The organism is Paraburkholderia tropica (genome assembly GCF_914484835.1).
GTDB classification, from domain to species: domain Bacteria; phylum Pseudomonadota; class Gammaproteobacteria; order Burkholderiales; family Burkholderiaceae; genus Paraburkholderia; species Paraburkholderia tropica_A.
Map to the genome: position 1 here is coordinate 106451 of NZ_CAJZAR010000067.1, position 15995 is coordinate 122445.

General features: G+C 66.2%; 13 protein-coding genes. 4 read left to right on the forward strand and 9 right to left on the reverse strand.

What is annotated here, in order from left to right; translation table 11 throughout:
- Positions 1–9: 9 nt before the first annotated feature.
- The 5 genes from LDO54_RS24410 to LDO54_RS24430 all read right to left on the reverse strand — a co-directional run bounded on the left by LDO54_RS24410 (position 10) and on the right by LDO54_RS24430 (position 6737).
- On the reverse strand, positions 10–1557 hold the full coding sequence (locus LDO54_RS24410; RefSeq protein ID WP_224013240.1) for a flavin-containing monooxygenase: 1548 nt from the start codon (positions 1555–1557) through the stop codon (positions 10–12).
- A 351-nt stretch (positions 1558–1908) separates the two neighbouring features.
- Complete coding sequence (locus LDO54_RS24415) at positions 1909–2826, reverse strand: MerR family transcriptional regulator (RefSeq protein ID WP_224013241.1); 918 nt, start codon at positions 2824–2826, stop codon at positions 1909–1911.
- 119 nt (positions 2827–2945) lie between these two features.
- Entirely contained in the window at positions 2946–3770 is an 825-nt protein-coding gene (locus LDO54_RS24420; protein WP_224013262.1) for an OmpW/AlkL family protein, read from the reverse strand.
- 200 nt (positions 3771–3970) lie between these two features.
- Positions 3971–5185 carry a DUF2957 domain-containing protein gene (locus LDO54_RS24425; protein ID WP_224013263.1) on the reverse strand — a complete coding sequence of 405 codons (1215 nt, stop codon included), beginning with the start codon at positions 5183–5185 and terminating at the stop codon, positions 3971–3973.
- Positions 5186–5369: 184 nt separating this feature from the next.
- Positions 5370–6737 (reverse strand): DUF2957 domain-containing protein, encoded by a 1368-nt coding sequence (locus LDO54_RS24430; RefSeq protein ID WP_224013242.1) that lies wholly within the window; start codon positions 6735–6737, stop codon positions 5370–5372.
- 767 nt (positions 6738–7504) lie between these two features.
- On the opposite strand from LDO54_RS24430, the gene LDO54_RS24435 reads away from it, so the two are divergent.
- Complete coding sequence (locus tag LDO54_RS24435) at positions 7505–8539, forward strand: hypothetical protein (protein ID WP_224013243.1); 1035 nt, start codon at positions 7505–7507, stop codon at positions 8537–8539.
- A gap of 657 nt (positions 8540–9196) precedes the next feature.
- Here LDO54_RS24435 and LDO54_RS24440 read toward each other — a convergent pair.
- Both LDO54_RS24440 and LDO54_RS24445 read right to left on the reverse strand, forming a co-directional pair.
- Positions 9197–11050 (reverse strand): ABC transporter ATP-binding protein/permease, encoded by a 1854-nt coding sequence (locus LDO54_RS24440; protein ID WP_224013244.1) that lies wholly within the window; start codon positions 11048–11050, stop codon positions 9197–9199.
- Between the two features lie 10 nt (positions 11051–11060).
- Positions 11061–11945, reverse strand: coding sequence for an extracellular solute-binding protein (locus LDO54_RS24445; RefSeq protein ID WP_224013245.1), 885 nt, complete (start codon positions 11943–11945; stop codon positions 11061–11063).
- Positions 11946–12160: 215 nt separating this feature from the next.
- Here LDO54_RS24445 and LDO54_RS24450 point away from each other — a divergent pair, with 215 nt between their 5' ends.
- From LDO54_RS24450 to LDO54_RS24460, 3 genes are all read left to right on the forward strand, one after another.
- A complete protein-coding gene (locus tag LDO54_RS24450) occupies positions 12161–12589 on the forward strand; it encodes a TOBE domain-containing protein (protein WP_224013246.1) in 429 nt (142 codons plus the stop codon).
- 21 nt (positions 12590–12610) lie between these two features.
- A complete protein-coding gene (locus LDO54_RS24455; protein ID WP_224013247.1) occupies positions 12611–13276 on the forward strand; it encodes a nitrogen fixation protein NifQ in 666 nt (221 codons plus the stop codon).
- A gap of 167 nt (positions 13277–13443) precedes the next feature.
- Positions 13444–13830 (forward strand): winged helix-turn-helix domain-containing protein, encoded by a 387-nt coding sequence (locus LDO54_RS24460; RefSeq protein WP_224013264.1) that lies wholly within the window; start codon positions 13444–13446, stop codon positions 13828–13830.
- A gap of 22 nt (positions 13831–13852) precedes the next feature.
- On the opposite strand, the gene LDO54_RS24465 is transcribed toward LDO54_RS24460, so the two are convergent.
- Positions 13853–15205: a DUF2325 domain-containing protein gene (locus LDO54_RS24465; RefSeq protein ID WP_224013248.1), complete on the reverse strand. Its 1353-nt coding sequence runs from the start codon at positions 15203–15205 to the stop codon at positions 13853–13855.
- Positions 15206–15352: 147 nt separating this feature from the next.
- Positions 15353–15940, reverse strand: a complete 588-nt coding sequence (locus tag LDO54_RS24470) for a hypothetical protein (RefSeq protein ID WP_224013249.1) — start codon at positions 15938–15940, stop codon at positions 15353–15355.
- Positions 15941–15995: the final 55 nt, after the last annotated feature.

The following is a 15995-nucleotide window of genomic DNA, read 5'->3' on the forward strand; positions in this document are numbered from 1 at the left end:
ATGGGCCGCTCAGGCGGCCTCGGTCGTGTGTGCTGCCACGCTCAACGGTACTTCGGAATCCTGATGATGCGGCTTGCGGAACACCTGATATTCGCCGATCGAAAAGCTCGCGGTGGCCTGGCGGAAGCGCCAGGTGAAGCCCGGCCAGAGCGTGGTGTTCTTGCCGTTGCGCGGATCGAGATACCAGCTTTTGCAGCCGCCCACCGACCAGATCGCGCGTTCGAGCTTCTGCTGGATGCGCTCGTTGTAGCGCGCCTCCACGTTCGGGCGCACCTCGATCGAATCGGCGCGGTCTTTCTTCATGGCGTCGAGCGCGCCGAGCACATATTCGATCTGCGACTCGATCATGAACACCATCGAATTGTGGCCGAGCCCCGTGTTCGGGCCGACCAGCATGAAAAAGTTCGGATAACCAGGTAGTGCGGTGCCGAGATACGCATGCGCGCCATTGCGCCATGTATCGACGATATCGACGCCGCCGCGCCCGATGATCGCGCCCGGCGGAAACGGATCGGCGACCTGAAAACCGGTGCCGTAGATGATGCAGTCGACTTCGCGATGCCGGCCGTCGGCGGTGATCACGCCGGTGGCGTCGATGCGCGCGATGTCGTTTGTCACCACACTGACGTTCTCGCGCGTGAGCGCCGGATAGTAGTCGTTCGAGATCAGCACGCGCTTGCAGCCGATCGTGTAGTCGGGCGTGACGGCCGCGCGCAATGCGGGATCTTTCACGTGATGACGGATGTGGCGCAGCGCGATCTTCTGCACGTTCTTCATCAGCGAGGGATGAATGGCGAAGCCGAGCACGCGCGATTCGAGCATCCAGTACAGGCCCGTGCGCATGACCTTCTGCGTGAACGGCAGCGTACGGAACATCCATTGCTCGAACCGCGAGAGCGCGCGGTCGGGCTTGGGCATGATCCACGGCGGCGTGCGCTGGAACAGGTCGAGCTTCGCGACTTTCGGCGCGATCTGCGGCACGAACTGGATCGCGCTCGCGCCCGTGCCGATCACGGCCACGCGCTTGCCGTCGAGCGCATAGCCATGGTCCCAGTGTTGCGAGTGAAAGGCCTTGCCCGCGAAGCTTTCCACGCCGGGAATCGCGGGCAGCGCGGCGCGCGAGAGACCGCCCATCGCCGAAATCAGCACGCGCGCGCTGAGGCGGCGTCCGTTCGCGAAGGCGAGGCGCCAGCAATGCGCGGCGTCGTCCCATTGCGCGCTCTGCAATTCGTGGTCGAAGTTGAGCCACGGCGAGAGGCGGAATTTGTCGACGCAGCGGTTCAGATACGCGCGAATCTCGGGCTGCGGCGCGAACATGCGCGTCCAGCGCGGATTCGGCGCGAACGAAAACGAGTAGACGTGCGATTGCACGTCGCACGCGCAGCCGGGGTAGTGGTTGTCGCGCCAGGTGCCGCCCACCGAGCCGGCCTTTTCGAACACGGCGAAATCGGTTTGGCCGCGCTGAAGCAGGCGGATCGCCATGCCCAGCCCCGCAAAGCCGGTGCCGATGATGGCGACGCCGAGCGGCTCGCCCAAAGACCGGGTGGGTGCGTTCATCCAGAGCGTCTCCCTATGATTCATTTTTAACTGTGACATTGAATGATGTAAACATAGTGCGCGCGGCGGGATCGCGCAAGGGGCTAGAGGGAGCACTCGGGACAAAGTTCGCGCATCGATAGCACGCGTGCAAACGCTTGCCTGGCGTGGGTTTCAGGCCGATGGCGAGTGTTCAGGGCGAGCGGAGGCGCGGGAAAATCCGCGATGAAAAAACGGGGCTGGAAGCGCGTCAGGGCGTTTGAAACGCTTCAAACGCAGCGCGAGGACGCGCGAAAGCGGCAGGCGCGCGCCGGTTGCGGCGCGCGCTGGAGAAGGAAACAGCCAGGAATCAGCAGAGGAACGGCGGAAAAATCAGCGCTTTTTGACTGCCGGTTTCTTCGCCGTACGCGACGCGCGCTTGCGCGCCGGTTCGGGCGCATCGGCATCGACATCGGTATCGGCATTCTCGCTGGCGGTCGCGCTTCCGCTGCCGCCCGCACGCTGGCCGAGCTTGGCCTCCAGAATCGTCGCCACGCGGCCGCCGAGATACTCGCTCGATTGCGCTTCGAGCGCGCGCAGGATCTCGTTCTCGACGAACACCGTGGAAAGCGGCCGCAGCCGCCAGATCGCTTCGACGAGCCCCGGCATATCGGTGGCGGGCGGCAGCGCGCCCGCGTCGTAGCGGTCGAGATGGCGAACCACCATTTCCACGAGCACGCGCGCGATAGCGTCGAAATGCGGCCGCGCCTTCTCCAGCACTTCGAGCAGGTCGCGCGCGGGAATGCCTTCGCGCACCGTGGCCGCGGCCGCGTCGAGCATGGCCGGATTGCGCGCGACGAACGACAGCCCCTTGCGCTCCAGCAGGCCGAATTCGGCGAGACGCGTGAGATTGCTGGGCGCCTGCGGACCGAACAGCTTGATCAGTTCGGGCAGCGAATAGGTTTTCGGCCGCGCATGCGACCACGGACCGCCGATCGCATTTTCGAGGCCGAGGATCGAGCGCAGATCGCCGCCGTCGTCGATGGCCTTGATGAGGTCCTGGATATTCGCGAGCGTATAGCCGCGCGCGAGCAGGTGATTGATGAGCTTGAGCCGCGCCACGTGCGAATCGTTATAGATGCCCACGCGGCCGCGCTTGTCGGGCGGCATGAGCAGATCGCGGTCCTGATAGGCGCGCACGTTGCGCACCGTGGTGCCGGTCACGCGCGCGAGTTCGTCGACGGTGTACTCGCTGACGTCGGGACGCTCGGGCGCGGAATCGGGAACGGGAGTCGTGGGCGTTTTCGGCATGCGCCGATTTTAGCGCGAGCCGCCGTGCTCGCGCGAGACGCTGTTCCCACTCTGCCCTCGCTATTTCGCCGCCAATGTGGGCCTGCACGCGTAACGCGGCGCGCGTGCGTCAGCACCGGTTAGAACTTGTAAGAGACGGCGAGAAATGAAATGAGCGGATTGGCCTTGAGTTCGGCGCGGCTCACGCCGAGTTCGGTGCCGTCGGCGGCCTTGATGATCACCGAGGACGTCGTCTTCAACGGAATATACGTGAGCGAGGCCACGAGCCCGAGATGCTGCGTGAGCTGATATTCGGCGCCGAGATTGAACACCGGCTGCCACGACGACGACGCCTTCGCGCTGATCTGCGTCTGCCCCGGCTTGCCCGCGCCCGCCGCGAGCACCGCGCCCAGATTGTCCTGAGTCGCCTTCACGAAGTTCGGGTTGAGCTGAATATCCGAGAACCAGTTGTACGACACGCCGATCCCAACGAACGGGCGGAACTTCGCATCGGCGTCGCGGAAGTAGTACTGGAAGATCAGCGCCGGGCTCCACTGCCGCACGCTCTGCACGATCGGATTGGTGGCCGGATCGCCGAGATTCTGGCTGCCGAGCGCGCCCGCCGGACCCGGCGGCTTGATCGTGCCGTGGCCGTAGAGCTTGAACGTCGGCGGCACGCCCGCCACCGTCGAGACCGCGATGTGATCGGTCAGGAAGTGGCTGAACACGAGGCCCACCGTGTTCGCGTGGTTCGTCGACAGGCCCGTGCCCGGCGAGGTGAACGAACTCGGCAGACGCAGCGGCGTGTTGATCGGCGTGGGCGCGACCGTCGTGGTGAGCGGCGTGCTCGATTGCTGGGGCGCGACGTGGAACCAGCCGAGCACGGCCACGTTGTCGCCCGCATGCTGGGCGTGCGCAGCCGTGGACAAGCCGGCGGCCACCGCCGCCAGCGCGAGACGTCTCATCATTGTTGTTCCTCCCTGTTTCTCTCAGGTTCGGGCAAACCTGCCTGCGCGCGGCGGCCGTCTCATGAACGGCCGGTCCTGCGCGCGCCTTGCGGCCCGTGTGCGCGTTGCCGGCGGCGCGGCGCACACGGAGAGCGGTTGCCTCATGGGCACGGCATCGTTACCTGTCGATCGATGCGCGTGGCGGGCGTGAGTGCGGACTACTGCACGAACGCGCCCGCCGTGAAGTACGGCGACGAAGCATTCGTCAGGTCGAGGAAGCCGAACACGCCGCCCGTGAAAATCATCTTGCCGGTGGGCGTGGTGCCGGTCGACGCACTCACATGCGTGGTGGTCACGACGCCCGGCACGCTCTGCGCGAAGTTCAGATCGAGCGCCGTCGCCAGCGCCGCCTGCGAAGCATTGAACGGATCGAGCAGCGTGCCCTGCGTGCCCGACAGCGCGAGCGTGCGGTAATCGAATTCGCTGTCCACGCCGATGTACTCGCCGTCCTGCGAACCCTGCGCGATGGCCGTTTGCGGCGCGAGCACGGAGATGCCCGATTCGTCGTCGGCGACCGGGCCGGTTGCGCCGCTCTGCGGATCGACGCCGACCTGCGGATACGCCACGCCCGTGCGCACGAGCACCGGCACGAGCTGGTTGCGCAGCTTGCCGACAATCATGAAGCCCTTCGCGGCGTTCTTGCCGGTGACGAGCGTGGGCTTGACCTGCCCCTGGAAGTTGTCGGTTTCGAACACGCCGCTGCCGTCGCTCGACTGCGTGAAGTTCGTGCCCGGCTGCTGGCAGGTGCCCGCGTTCACGCCGCTGTTATCGCATTCCTGCCACGTGCCGTCGGCGTTGATGGTGAGCTTTGCGTCGACGGCGGCGGGCAGGAAGTTCTGCGACGGCACCTGGTGATAGCCGAGCTGGTTATACGTGCCCGCGACGTTGGCGATGTTGGTTTCGAGCGTCGAAAAGCCGATGAACGGGTAATACGGGAATTTCGTATCCGGCACGACGCCGATGCCGCCCGAGCCCGCGAACTGGATTTCCGCGCCCGGAATCGTGCCGCCCGCCACGCCGAAGCCGATGAACACACGCGCCGGACGGTTCGCATCGAGGCTCGCGCCGTTGAGCTGGAACGCGCATTGATTGAGCTTGGCCGTCGGTAATGCGGTCTCCTGACTAATCGTGCCCGTGACTACCTGGCCCTTGCGCGTGGGCGTGACCGTGCCGGTGGTGGCCGGAATCGGCGACTCCACATAGGTGATCTGCCAGGTCTTCTTCGTGGTGTCGAGCTGGAGCTTGACGACTTCGCCGTCGCCGCCGCCGCCCGTGTAGACCGTGTTGTAGTCGAGCGAGGTCGGGCACAGCGCGGTTTCGACCAACGGCGGGCTGCCGCTGCCACCGCCGCCACAGGCGCTCAGCGTGAGCATCAGCGGCGCGCCGAGCGCCGAGAGCTTCGCGAGGTGCTTCACGGAATGCTTCAATGTCATACCGCGTCTCCGAATATTCTTGTTGGCGGGGCGCAGGCTCCCTGTCCTTTGCGCCCCGTTCGAGCTTTCTGCTTATTGATTCGGTATCCGTATCAATTGATATCGGACCGATGCCGGGCAAGCACTACTGCGGCTGGATCAGCGCGCCCACACCGAAATACGGCGAGTTGCTCGTCTGGCTGTTCGCCGAGGTCGCGGTCACGCCGCCGTTCTCCTCGCCGTTCAGGAAGATGCCGTAGAGGCCGCCGACCGCGATCACGTTGCCCGCGTTGCCGTTGTTGTCGGTTGCGCCGATCAGGCCCGGATGCGTCTGCGTGTAATCGAGCGTGAAGGTGCTCTGCGTCGTCATCGTCGAAGGCTTGAGGAAGCCGGCGGTCTGGCCGTTGATGAGCGTGGCCGTGTAGGCGAAGTTCGAATCGGCGCCGATGTAGCTGCCGTCGAACGAGCCGGACGTCAGCGTGGTGGCCGGCGCCATCATCGCGATGCCCGATTCGTCGTCGATCGCGATCGTCAGCAGGTTCTCGTTCACGTAGCCCGTGCGCACGACCACCGGCACGATCTTGCCGTTGAGCTTGCCGAGAATCAGGTGGCTCGCGCCGCCGTTCGCCAGCGCCGAGAAGGAGGGCGTGATGATGTGCGGAGCGTTGGCGCTCGTGAAGTAGCTGCCGTTGGCGTCGGCGGCCCATTGCGACGAAGCCGTGTCGCATTGCGTGTTGGTCGCGCCGCTCGTCACGCTGCAATTGCCGCTTGCGTCGTAGGTTTCCTGCGCCGTGGTCGCGGCCGAGGCGAAGCTCTGCGTCGGCACGATGTGATAGAGCAGCGCGTTCCAGTTGCCTTGCAGGTCCGCGATATTCGTGCTGACCGACGAGAAGGCGAGGAAGGGATAGAAGTCGAAGGTGCGCGACTGCACGTTCGGGAACAGCAGCGCGGCGGTGCTGTCGCCGCCGAGATTGACCGTCGCGCCGGGAATGCCGCCGCCCGCCACGCCGTAACCGACGTAGATGGTCGGCGGATTGTTGGCGTTATAGGCCGTGGTGTAGGTGCTGCCGTTGAGCGTGCCGGTGCCTTGCTGAAGCTGGAACGCGCAGGCGATCTGCGCGGCCGTCGGCAGCGCGCCGGTGGGCGGATGCTGGACCGCGCCGGTGATCGTGAGCCCCGCACGCGTGTTCTGCACCGAACTCGACTGAGCCGGAATCGGCGAGGCGAGATAGGTGAGCGAGTAGGTCATCTTCGTGGGATCGATGCTCAGGCTCACGACTTCACCGCTGCCCGCGCCGCCCAGATAGGTGTTCTTCGCGATATCGGCGTCGGTCGGACACAGCGCCGTGGCGGCCGGCTGGCTCGTCGGCGCGCCCTGGTTCGTGCAGGTCGAGCCCGAACATTGCGCCGGCGTGACCGGTGCGGGGTCGCTGGCGTTGCCTCCACCGCAAGCGACGAGTAACGGCGTCGCGGCTGCGGCCAGCGCGACGCAGCGGACAATGCTCTCCAACATGTGTCTGCCTCCCTGTCTCGTAATAATTTATGCGCTGAAGATTGGATCATGACATTGGCCGCTGTCAATTGAACGAATCACTCTAAAACCCGGGCGCTGGGCGGCGCCGCTTGCGCTGTCTCGTTCGGGGCGCGTGCAACGCGGGTTTGTCCTGATGTCACGGCGACACGCGCCGGCGCCGCTGCGCAAATCGTGTTCCCGGGAAAGCGTTGCGTTCGTGTGCGTAAAGGCATGACGTCGAACGCGGATCGCAATGCGTCGGCGGATCGCTTGCGAATCGCAAGAAATGGTTCGACATGCGAAGTATTGGGCGGGGATTTTTCGGCGAGCGTGTCGATGTCAAAGGTGAGGGAATACGGGAGGCGTGGGCGCGCGATGCGCCGACAAAGGTGAGAACGTTCGGGAGTTGGACCTGGGGAGTGCCAGGAAACGTGAGATCGGCCGGGTCACCATGCTCACCTGTTCGACTTCTACGCTGCCAAACGCAAAAGGTGAGTGTTTGCGGGAGCCGTTCTTCACTGACTCGACACGAAAACGCAATTTGTAGCTTGATATCATCAAGTTACTTCGCGGATTTTTTAACGTTGAGTGTCTGGCTGTAAATCCAAAGGTGAGCGTTTTCGGGAGCGCATGCACACATCGAGCACAAATTCCGTTGCCGGCTTCTGATCGGACGCGAGCGGCGAAGCGGTATAGTCGAAGACGATGCGCGCCGGCCAGGCGTCACCTCGAACCCACCGGCCGACGCGGCGCTACGGAGCCGTCACATGGGTTTATTCGACCGACTGTGGCCGCGCAAGCCTGCGCGGCCGGACCCTCAATCCGAACAGACACGCGCGCTCGCCGAGCGCCTGAGCGAACTCAGCCCTGCGCTCAAGCTCGCGCGCGACTGGCGCACGCGCCTCACGCCGCCGCTCGCGCAGTCGCTCACCTATGTGAGCGACGTCGTGCGCAACCTGCCGCCCGCGCACGAGGCGAGCGCCGCGAACTGGCTCGACGATCCCTATATTCACGCGTTTTTCGCCGCGCCCGACGAGATCGCGCACGTGCTGAGCCGCTCGGTCGAACTGCATGCGTGGTTCGAGAGCCATCCGTTCGCGAACGAAACCTATGCGGTGCTCGGCATGGCGATGAGCGAGCGCCGCGCGTTCGGCGTCGCGCAGCACGGCGACCAGGTGCACGCGGACGTCGTCCAGACGACTCTGAGTTTCGACGACCATCAGGTGCGCGTCTGCGGCGAAACCGAAGCCGAGTTGCGCACGCTGATCGTGCAGCGCGTGATCGAGCAGATCGCGCTCGAAGGCCTCGCGCAGATCAGCGCGGACGAGACGCGCCGCGACGCGCTCGAACAGGAGCGCGCGCTGCTGCGCACGCGCCTTCAGTTGCTGACGCGTCAGGGCGCGGGCACGCACAAGATGGTTGGCGAACGCGCGATGGCGAACGCGACGGAACTCGCGCATCTGGAGGCGCAGATTGCGGCGAACGAACAGGCGCTCGCGGCGCTCGGACTCAAGACCGACGCGCTGGAGCACGAACTGGGCGTGATCTGCGATGTGCTGGCACATCCGGCGCAGCACGCGAACGTCGAAATGCGCTCGCTGCGCTTGAGCCCGATGAACGTGCTGCTCGGGCCGGACGCGCCGAGTGCTGGCGGTGCGGCGGGCGCGCCGATCGTCGTGCCGCTGGCGCACATTCCGGCGAGTCCGGCCGGCTTGCGCGCGTTTTCGCTGGTGCGCTTTGCGCGCAAGGATCTCGTGCCGCTGCCGAGCGTGCTGGACGCCGATAGCCGATTCGTGATTTGAGTCGAGTGGTGCGAATCGAGAGAAAGGTGAGTGTTTTCGGGAGTGAGGGGAATCGTTACGCACTCCAACGCGGATACGCTCAGGTGATGTCGCACGCGTATTCAATACTCACCTTGTTTCCTTCACGGCAGAAAGAAATCACGCTTTGAGCCTGTAAAACAAGGCAGAAAATTTCCTGGGACTCCCAGGTCAAGCGATTCGATGCGGCGCAACCCGCCGACGCGATGATCGCGCGTACGCCAATCGTTCAAGGTGAGGATTTTCGGGAACCGAGCGCCGCGCACTGATCAAGGTGCGCGCGGTGAGGTGAGCGAGCCACTTGTTCATCACCGAATGCATGGGTGAAACCGTGAGGCGTTCGGGAACGCGGACGGCGCTGAAACACGCGTTTTTCTGCGTATTCCGCAAGATTTTCCTGGTAGTCCCAGGTTAAACGATGCGAATCTTTTGATCGCGAAGGGTGCGAAGTTCGACCTCGGACATGAGGTGGCGATCACTCGCGCGCACACAGGAATGCGGCTAAGGTGAGCCTTTTCAGGACCCGCAGATTCAACCGCCTCCGAACTTCACCAGACGAAAAAAAGCCCTGAAAACAGGGCTTTTTCTCTCCGATAACGATCTAGATCCTACTCGAAGCTCACCCAAAGGTGAGCCTTTTCAGGACCCCGCCGCCGCCCAAACCGAAACGCCCGCTTCGTCGATCTCGAAACGCAGCACCTCAGTCTGCACTGCATGCGGTGCATCGTCGGCGGCGATGTCGAACGCTTCGCCGCCCAGTTCGATCGTCACGTAGCGGTCGCCGTGGCGCAGCGAGGTGCCCGCGAGCCGGCCTTCGTAGCGGCCATCGGGCGCGGCGCGCAGCGCACGCGGCGACACGCGCCACATCGCGCGCGCGCCCACCGCGAGCGGCGCATCCGCAGGATTCCTGAAACGCAGCCGCAGCCCGGACGCCGTCTCGATCTCGCCCGCCGCACGCACGATACCTTCGCCGATGTTGTGCAGTCCGAGCAGTTCGGCCACGCGCACGCTGGCGGGCCGTGCGAACACCGCATCGACCGCGCCCGCCTGGAGCGCGCGGCCGTGCTCGATCACGAGCACTTCGTCGGCGAGCAGGGCGGCTTCGTCGGGATCGTGCGTGACGATCACCGTGACCGCGCCGATCTCGCGCTGCAACGCGCGCAGCGATTGCTGCAAGCGGCGGCGGCGTGGCGTGTCGAGCGCCGCGAACGGCTCGTCGAACAGCAGCAGCTGGCTGTGCCGTGTCAGCGCGCGTGCGAGCGCCACGCGCTGACGCTGGCCGAAGGACAGCTGACGCGGCAGACGCTGCGTGAGCGCATCGAGGCCCAGATGCGCGAGCCAGTAGCGCGCACTGGCTGCGTCGGCATCGACGGGAAATGCGAGCTGCTGCGCCACCGTCATGTGCGGAAAGAGCCCGTAGTCCTGCGGCATGTAGCCGATCTGGCGACGCTCCGGCGGCAGCGCGCCAAGATCGGTCGCGCCGAGCGTGACCGAACCGGCGTCGTTCGGCTCCAGTCCCGCGACGATGCGCAGCGCGAGCGATTTGCCCGAGCCCGACGGCCCGATGATCGCGAGCCGCCGCGTGTGCGGCTGCCAGGCGACGTCGAGCGTGAACGCGCCCAGCTTGCGCTGCGCGGTGAATGCGAGCCGCAGATCGGCGCGCTCGGGCGCGGCGGCGGGCGTGATGGCGGTGAGTTCGTCGCCGTTGTCGGTGCTCACCGCGAGCGTCGCGCGCGCGCCGCGCGTATAGACGGACAGCACCGCGCAGACGATCGCAATGCCGAGCGTGGGCAGCAGCAGCGGCATCATCGCGGGCAGGCCCTGGCCGCCGAACACCACGTAGGTGTAGACGGGCAGCGAGTACGGGTGATACGCGACCATCACGGTCGCGCCGAATTCGCCGAACGCGCGCAGCCAGGCGAGCGCGAGCCCCGCGCGGATGGCGGGCCAGGCGATCGGCAGCGTGACGCGGAAGAAGCGGCTCGCGGCGTGATGGCCGAGCGTGGCGGCGACGTCGTCGAAAACGGGATCGACGGCCGCGAACGCGGAGCGCGCCGCGACGATCAGGAAGGGCGCGGCCACGAAGGTTTCCGCGAGCACGATGCCCGTGAACGAATCGGTGAGCGTGCCGTTGAACAGCTGGCCGATGCCGCTATACGGGCCGATCAGGAACAGCAGCAGCACGCCGCTCGTGAGCGGCGGTAAGGCGAGCGGCAACTGCACGACGAAGCCGAGCAGCGCCACGCCGCGCGCCTGCGAACGCGCGAGCCAATAACCGAGCGGCACGCCGCCCACGAGTATCACGAGCGAGGCGACGCTCGCACTCGCCGCCGACACGGCGACGGCCGACCAGGTTTGATGCCAGTCGACGCCGCTCCAGTCGGCCTGGCCGATCTGCGGAATGCTGGCGAGAAACGGCGCGCACAGATACACCGCGAGCAGCGCGCCGAGCCACCAGAGCGGCCTCGCGGCACGCTGCACGGGTTGGGTCATGATTGCGCGATCATTGCTGCGCGGCGTCGATCACGGCCTGGACCGACGGCGGAATCGCCTGGCCGTTGCCGTTCACGCTGGGCTTCGTCACGTCGACGCCGTGTTCGGCGAGCAGCTTGCGGCCTTCCGCCGACAGCAGGAAGTTGACGAAGCGCGCGGCGCCCGCGTTGTTGGGGGCGTCGTTGAGGATCGTGAGCGTGTAGTTCGCCTTGATCTTCAGTTCGGGCGCCGGGTGGATCGACGGAATCTTCAGGTCGGACGTTTCGGTGGAGTAGAAGAAGCCCGCGTCGAGCTGACCCGATTGCAGACGGCCCACGAGCGTTTCTTCCGGCAGCACCTGCTCGGGATTTTCCGGCGTGCCCAGCGTCTTCTCGACGAGGTCCGGCTGGTTGTACGCCTGCGCGGCCTTCGTCATGAGTTCGACGGTGAACGCGCCCTTCGGGTCGAGCTTCGGATCGGTGCGGCCCAGACGAATGCCCTGTTCCTGCAGCACGTCGCTCCACTTCTTCGTCTTGAAGTCGTTGGCGAAACGGCTTTTCGCGTTATAGCCGATCAGCAGCGGCGATTCGGCGAAATTCACGTACCACGAAACATGATTGCCGTTCGCTTCGCCCGTCAGGCTCGCATTGACCTTCGGGCTCGCGCTGATGAACACGTCGCCGCGGCGCAGCTTGCCCTTGATCTCGTTGGCGATCTTGTTCGAACCGGCGGCGTAGCCCTTGAAATGCAGACCCGTTTCCTTCTCGAACGCCGGACCGACGCTTTTCTCCATCAGGTTCACGAGCGAGCCTGCATAGAGCACGTTCACGTCGTTGTCATCGGCGGCGAATGCGCTCGAACTTGCGGCGAGCACGCCCGACATCATCACGACCGATGCGATCAGCTTGCGGATCATCTGTTCTACCCCGTTCCGTTATAAAGGCCCCTATATTACGACAGGAGTGCTGCGTTTATATACTTGGCCGAACGGCCAATTTTTAGTATCACCCCTGTGCGCGAGGCATCGGGACGACTACACTGGGCTCCTTCTTTCCCTTTGCATTTTCCTTCGCATCGCATGCGCGCCCGACCACGGTTGGCGACGCGCGGCGGCTTTACATGGAGACCATCATGCGCACGAGCGCCCGCAATCACTTCACCGGTCAGATCGCCGCCGTCAAGCCCGGCGCCGTCAACGACGAGATCACGCTGCAAGCCGACGGCGGGGTGGAGATCGTCGCCATCATCACGCACGGCAGCGCCGCGGCGCTGGGTCTCGCGGCGGGCAAGCCCGCGTTCGCGCTCGTGAAAGCCTCGTCGGTGATCGTCATGGTCGACGGCGACGCGAGCAAGGTGTCCACGCGCAACGTGATCGCGGGCAGCGTCGTGTCGGTCACGAAGGGCGCGGTGAACGCCGAAGTCGTGATCGCCGCGCCGGGCGGCGCGCAGATCGCGGCCATCGTCACGAACCAGAGCGTCGACAGCCTCGGGCTCGCGGCGGGCAAGGCGGCCTCGGCGCTGTTCAAGGCGTCGAGCGTGATCGTCGGCGTGGATGGCTGAACGCACCGGCTGCATCGCGGCATGACGCAGCGCGAAGTGAACGAGCCGACGCATGACAAGGCGGCAGACGAAGCGCCCGACGAAGCGCCCGATTTCGAGCGACTCGCCGCCGCTTGCCGCGATCGTTTGACGGGCATGCCAGGCGGCGCGCCTTCGGCGGATGCGTGGCTGTTCGCGCGGCTCGTGGCGGCGCGCGAAGTGCGCGGCGAACGCGCGCTGCTCGGTTTATCCGCGTCCGAATTCGCCGATCTCGCGGCGCGGCATTTCGTGGCCGGTTCGCTGGCGGACGTGCTGGGTGAACCGACGGCGAACATGGCGAACGTAGCAGGCGTCGCGATCGCCGATGAAAAGCACGCAGCCTTCGCAGACGCGATGCGCGGCTTTCTGTTCAGCCTCGCAGCGCCCGATGTCGATGACGCGGACGCGCACTGTCTCGCGTCGATCCTCGCGCACGCCTGCCTGCGTCCCGACCATCTGTGGCGCGATCTCGGCCTGAGCGGACGCGAGGACGTCACGCAGATGCTCGCGCGTTTTTTCCCCGCCGTGGTCGCGCGCAACACCGAAGGCCTGCGCTGGAAGAAACTGCTGGCGCGCGAACTCGCGCTGGCGACCGGCGACGTGCCGGGGCCCGCGCCGGGTTGTCCCGGCTGCGAGGATTTCGGCTTCTGTTTCGGCCACGCGCGTTAGCCATTTGGCCAGGCTCGCGCGCAAAACCATCGTGTATGCTTGCGCGCATGACCAGATCCGCAAAAGACCGCGCGCAGACGGGCGTTTCGCCCCTTGCCAACCCGAACGTAACATCCACCGTGAAGACGAGCGAATCAGCGAAAGCGAAGCCGCAAACTGCCGCGCAGATGGCGGCACAAGCGCCTGCCGGGGAGACCGGCGCGCGTCGCGAACCGCAGGTGCGTTTTCGCATGCGCGTGATGCAGGCGGACACCATCGCGCTCGGGCCGGGCAAGGTGCAGTTGCTCGAAGCGGTGCACGAACACGGTTCGATTTCGGCGGCGGCGCGCAGCCTGAACATGTCGTACCGGCGCGCGTGGCTGCTCATGGATGAATTGAACCGCGCGCTCGAATCGCCGGCCACGGTTTCGGAGCATGGCGGCCAGAGCGGCGGCGGCAGCATGCTCACGCCGGTCGGCGAGGAAATCATCCGCCTTTATCGCGGTATCGAAGCGCGCGCGGCTGCTGCCTGCGCGACCGAGATCGCCGCGCTCAAGAAGCTCGTGAAGGGCTAAACGAACGCGCCGCTGGCGCGTATCAACCGTGCCGCAGGCAGAAGCGCGACACCGGCACGGCGGTGAGCGTGGGCGCCGCGTTCGTATGCAGGCGCGTAATGAGTTCGACGAAGCTCGCGAGACTCGCGGTGCGCAGCGGGTGATACGTCACCTGATGCCGCTCGCACACGCGCTTGAGCGTGTTCATCGAATCGTGGTCGATGCAGTCGACCGGAAACACCGCGAGATCCGCGCCCGCGAGCGCCGCCGCGAGCAGACCTTTGCGGTCCTCGATACCGCCGTCGTGCACCGTCAGTTCGCCGCCCGCCGCGGCCACCCAGCGCCGCAGCGCGTGATTCGATCCCGGCCGTCCGCCCACATAGACGATGCGACGGTTCTTGAGCGCGTCGCGCGGCAGGGCGCGGGCCTTGCCGCTGTTGTCGTCATCGTCATCGTCGTCGTCGGGGTGAGCGGCGTCTTCCAGTGCCTGCGTTTCGGCGCGCAGCGTATCGATTAGCGCGAGGGCGTCGTCCAGTTGCGTGCGCAGCGCGTGCAGCGCGGTTTCGTCGGCGTTGGCGCGTTGTTCAGCGGCTTCGCGGCGGCTCGTTTCGAGCGCAAGGCGCGCGTCGCGAGCGGCCAGTGCGGCCTGCAAGGCGGCGTTTTGCGTATGCAGCGCGGACGCGTCGCGTTCGACGCGCGGAGCCGCGTTGCGCGCCGTTTGCTCGGCGAGCGCATCGCGCGCACTGTCGCGCTCGCGGCTCATTTCGTGCAGACGCGTTTGCTGGCGTTCGATCTTCGCGTGCAGTTCGGCGTTGTCCGCTTCGAGCGCGACGAGGCGGCGCAGATCGGCGCGATTCGCCGCGCCCACCAGATGCGAGAGCATGTGCAGCTCGCCGAACGCGGCCTGGCGCACTTCCATCGTCGTGGCCGGATGGCTCATCAGCGCCCAATAGGCGGGCGGGATGTCGCCGTTGGCGCGCGACTCGTTCCAGAGCGCGAGCACGGCGTCGGCGTCGCGCGCGCCCGCAAAGCGACGCAGCGCGCCCGCATAGCGCGTGTCGAGCGCCTTTTGCAGCGCCTTGCCGCCCGCGCCGCCCTGGATCGCCAGTTCGACGGCCGTGTGATGGATCTCCAGATCGCTTGCGTGGCGCGAGTCGAGCGGCGCGAACTTCGGCACGAGCTTGCGCAGTTCATGCGTCGAAAGACAGGTGCCGATGATCGAGCAGTGCAGATGCGCGTCGAGTTCGGCCAGGCGCGTGCGTCGATGCGAGCGGTCGAGTTCGTCCTGCGAAGGGCCGCAGCAGTCGGCGGATGGGGCGAAGGCGCGCAGATGCGGCGCCTCGTCCGGCGTCGCGGTGCCCGGCGTGCGGGCGAGGCGAAACGGCGGTGCGTGCATGGTGACCTCTGTCCGGTTGGGAACGCGCAACGGTCGGGCGCGCACCGTCAGCGCAATATATCACGGAATATAGCGGTGTCCGTCGAGGCACCTGGACGACGACGGAGCCTGCGTTTTGGGGCTTCGGTTGCGGCTCGGCGGCGTGCTTCAGGCCGCGTCGCGGTGTTCGGTTACGGGCTCGGACGGTGCGTCGGCTTCGGTTTTGGGCGGTTTTGCGGCGCGTCGCGGCGAAGTCGTCGCGCGCGCGACTTGAGGCGCGCGGGCCCAGCCGTCCGCGCCTTCCGCGCGCTGCGCATGGCGCGCCATCACGTGCTCGACGCACAGCGAAACCAGCGCCGTATCGATGCGCTCCAGCTCGGCAGCCGTCGCGCGCATGGCCTCGGTATCGAGGCAGAAGGCATCGGAGAACAGCGCGTCGCGGGTCTTGTCGAGTTGGCGCGCGTCGCGGATCGCGCGCTTGAGTTCGCGCTGACGCGCGAAGCCCGCGAGTTCGGCGCGGCGCGCGAGCGAGCTCAGCAGCGGTTGCAGCGAAGTGGCGGAGTCGGCGCTGGCGGACGCTGCGTCGGCGTCCGGCGCGAGCGAGCGGTTGAAGCGCTCGACGCTCTCGCGCAGACGCCGGAACGCGTCGATCACATCGCGGATGCGCTCGGCGCGCTCATGGCCCGACGCCGGGCGCAGCGCCGTGATCGTCGCCGTCACGCGCGGCGGCGCGGGGCGCGCAACTGCATTCATCATCCGTGGCCGACTGCTCACTTACCCACCTCGTGTCATCTGCGGAAATCGTCGCCGC

Coding starts and splice junctions, on each gene's coding strand:
- LDO54_RS24420 (WP_224013262.1), bottom strand. CDS start 3,770: ATGAGACGTCTCGCGCTGGCGGCGGTGGCCGCCGGCTTGTCCACGGCT.
- LDO54_RS24450 (WP_224013246.1), top strand. CDS start 12,161: ATGCGCACGAGCGCCCGCAATCACTTCACCGGTCAGATCGCCGCCGTC.
- LDO54_RS24410 (WP_224013240.1), bottom strand. CDS start 1,557: ATGAACGCACCCACCCGGTCTTTGGGCGAGCCGCTCGGCGTCGCCATC.
- LDO54_RS24430 (WP_224013242.1), bottom strand. CDS start 6,737: ATGTTGGAGAGCATTGTCCGCTGCGTCGCGCTGGCCGCAGCCGCGACG.
- LDO54_RS24445 (WP_224013245.1), bottom strand. CDS start 11,945: ATGATCCGCAAGCTGATCGCATCGGTCGTGATGATGTCGGGCGTGCTC.
- LDO54_RS24440 (WP_224013244.1), bottom strand. CDS start 11,050: ATGACCCAACCCGTGCAGCGTGCCGCGAGGCCGCTCTGGTGGCTCGGC.
- LDO54_RS24465 (WP_224013248.1), bottom strand. CDS start 15,205: ATGCACGCACCGCCGTTTCGCCTCGCCCGCACGCCGGGCACCGCGACG.
- LDO54_RS24460 (WP_224013264.1), top strand. CDS start 13,444: ATGGCGGCACAAGCGCCTGCCGGGGAGACCGGCGCGCGTCGCGAACCG.
- LDO54_RS24435 (WP_224013243.1), top strand. CDS start 7,505: ATGGGTTTATTCGACCGACTGTGGCCGCGCAAGCCTGCGCGGCCGGAC.
- LDO54_RS24415 (WP_224013241.1), bottom strand. CDS start 2,826: ATGCCGAAAACGCCCACGACTCCCGTTCCCGATTCCGCGCCCGAGCGT.
- LDO54_RS24470 (WP_224013249.1), bottom strand. CDS start 15,940: ATGATGAATGCAGTTGCGCGCCCCGCGCCGCCGCGCGTGACGGCGACG.
- LDO54_RS24425 (WP_224013263.1), bottom strand. CDS start 5,185: ATGCTCACGCTGAGCGCCTGTGGCGGCGGTGGCAGCGGCAGCCCGCCG.
- LDO54_RS24455 (WP_224013247.1), top strand. CDS start 12,611: ATGACGCAGCGCGAAGTGAACGAGCCGACGCATGACAAGGCGGCAGAC.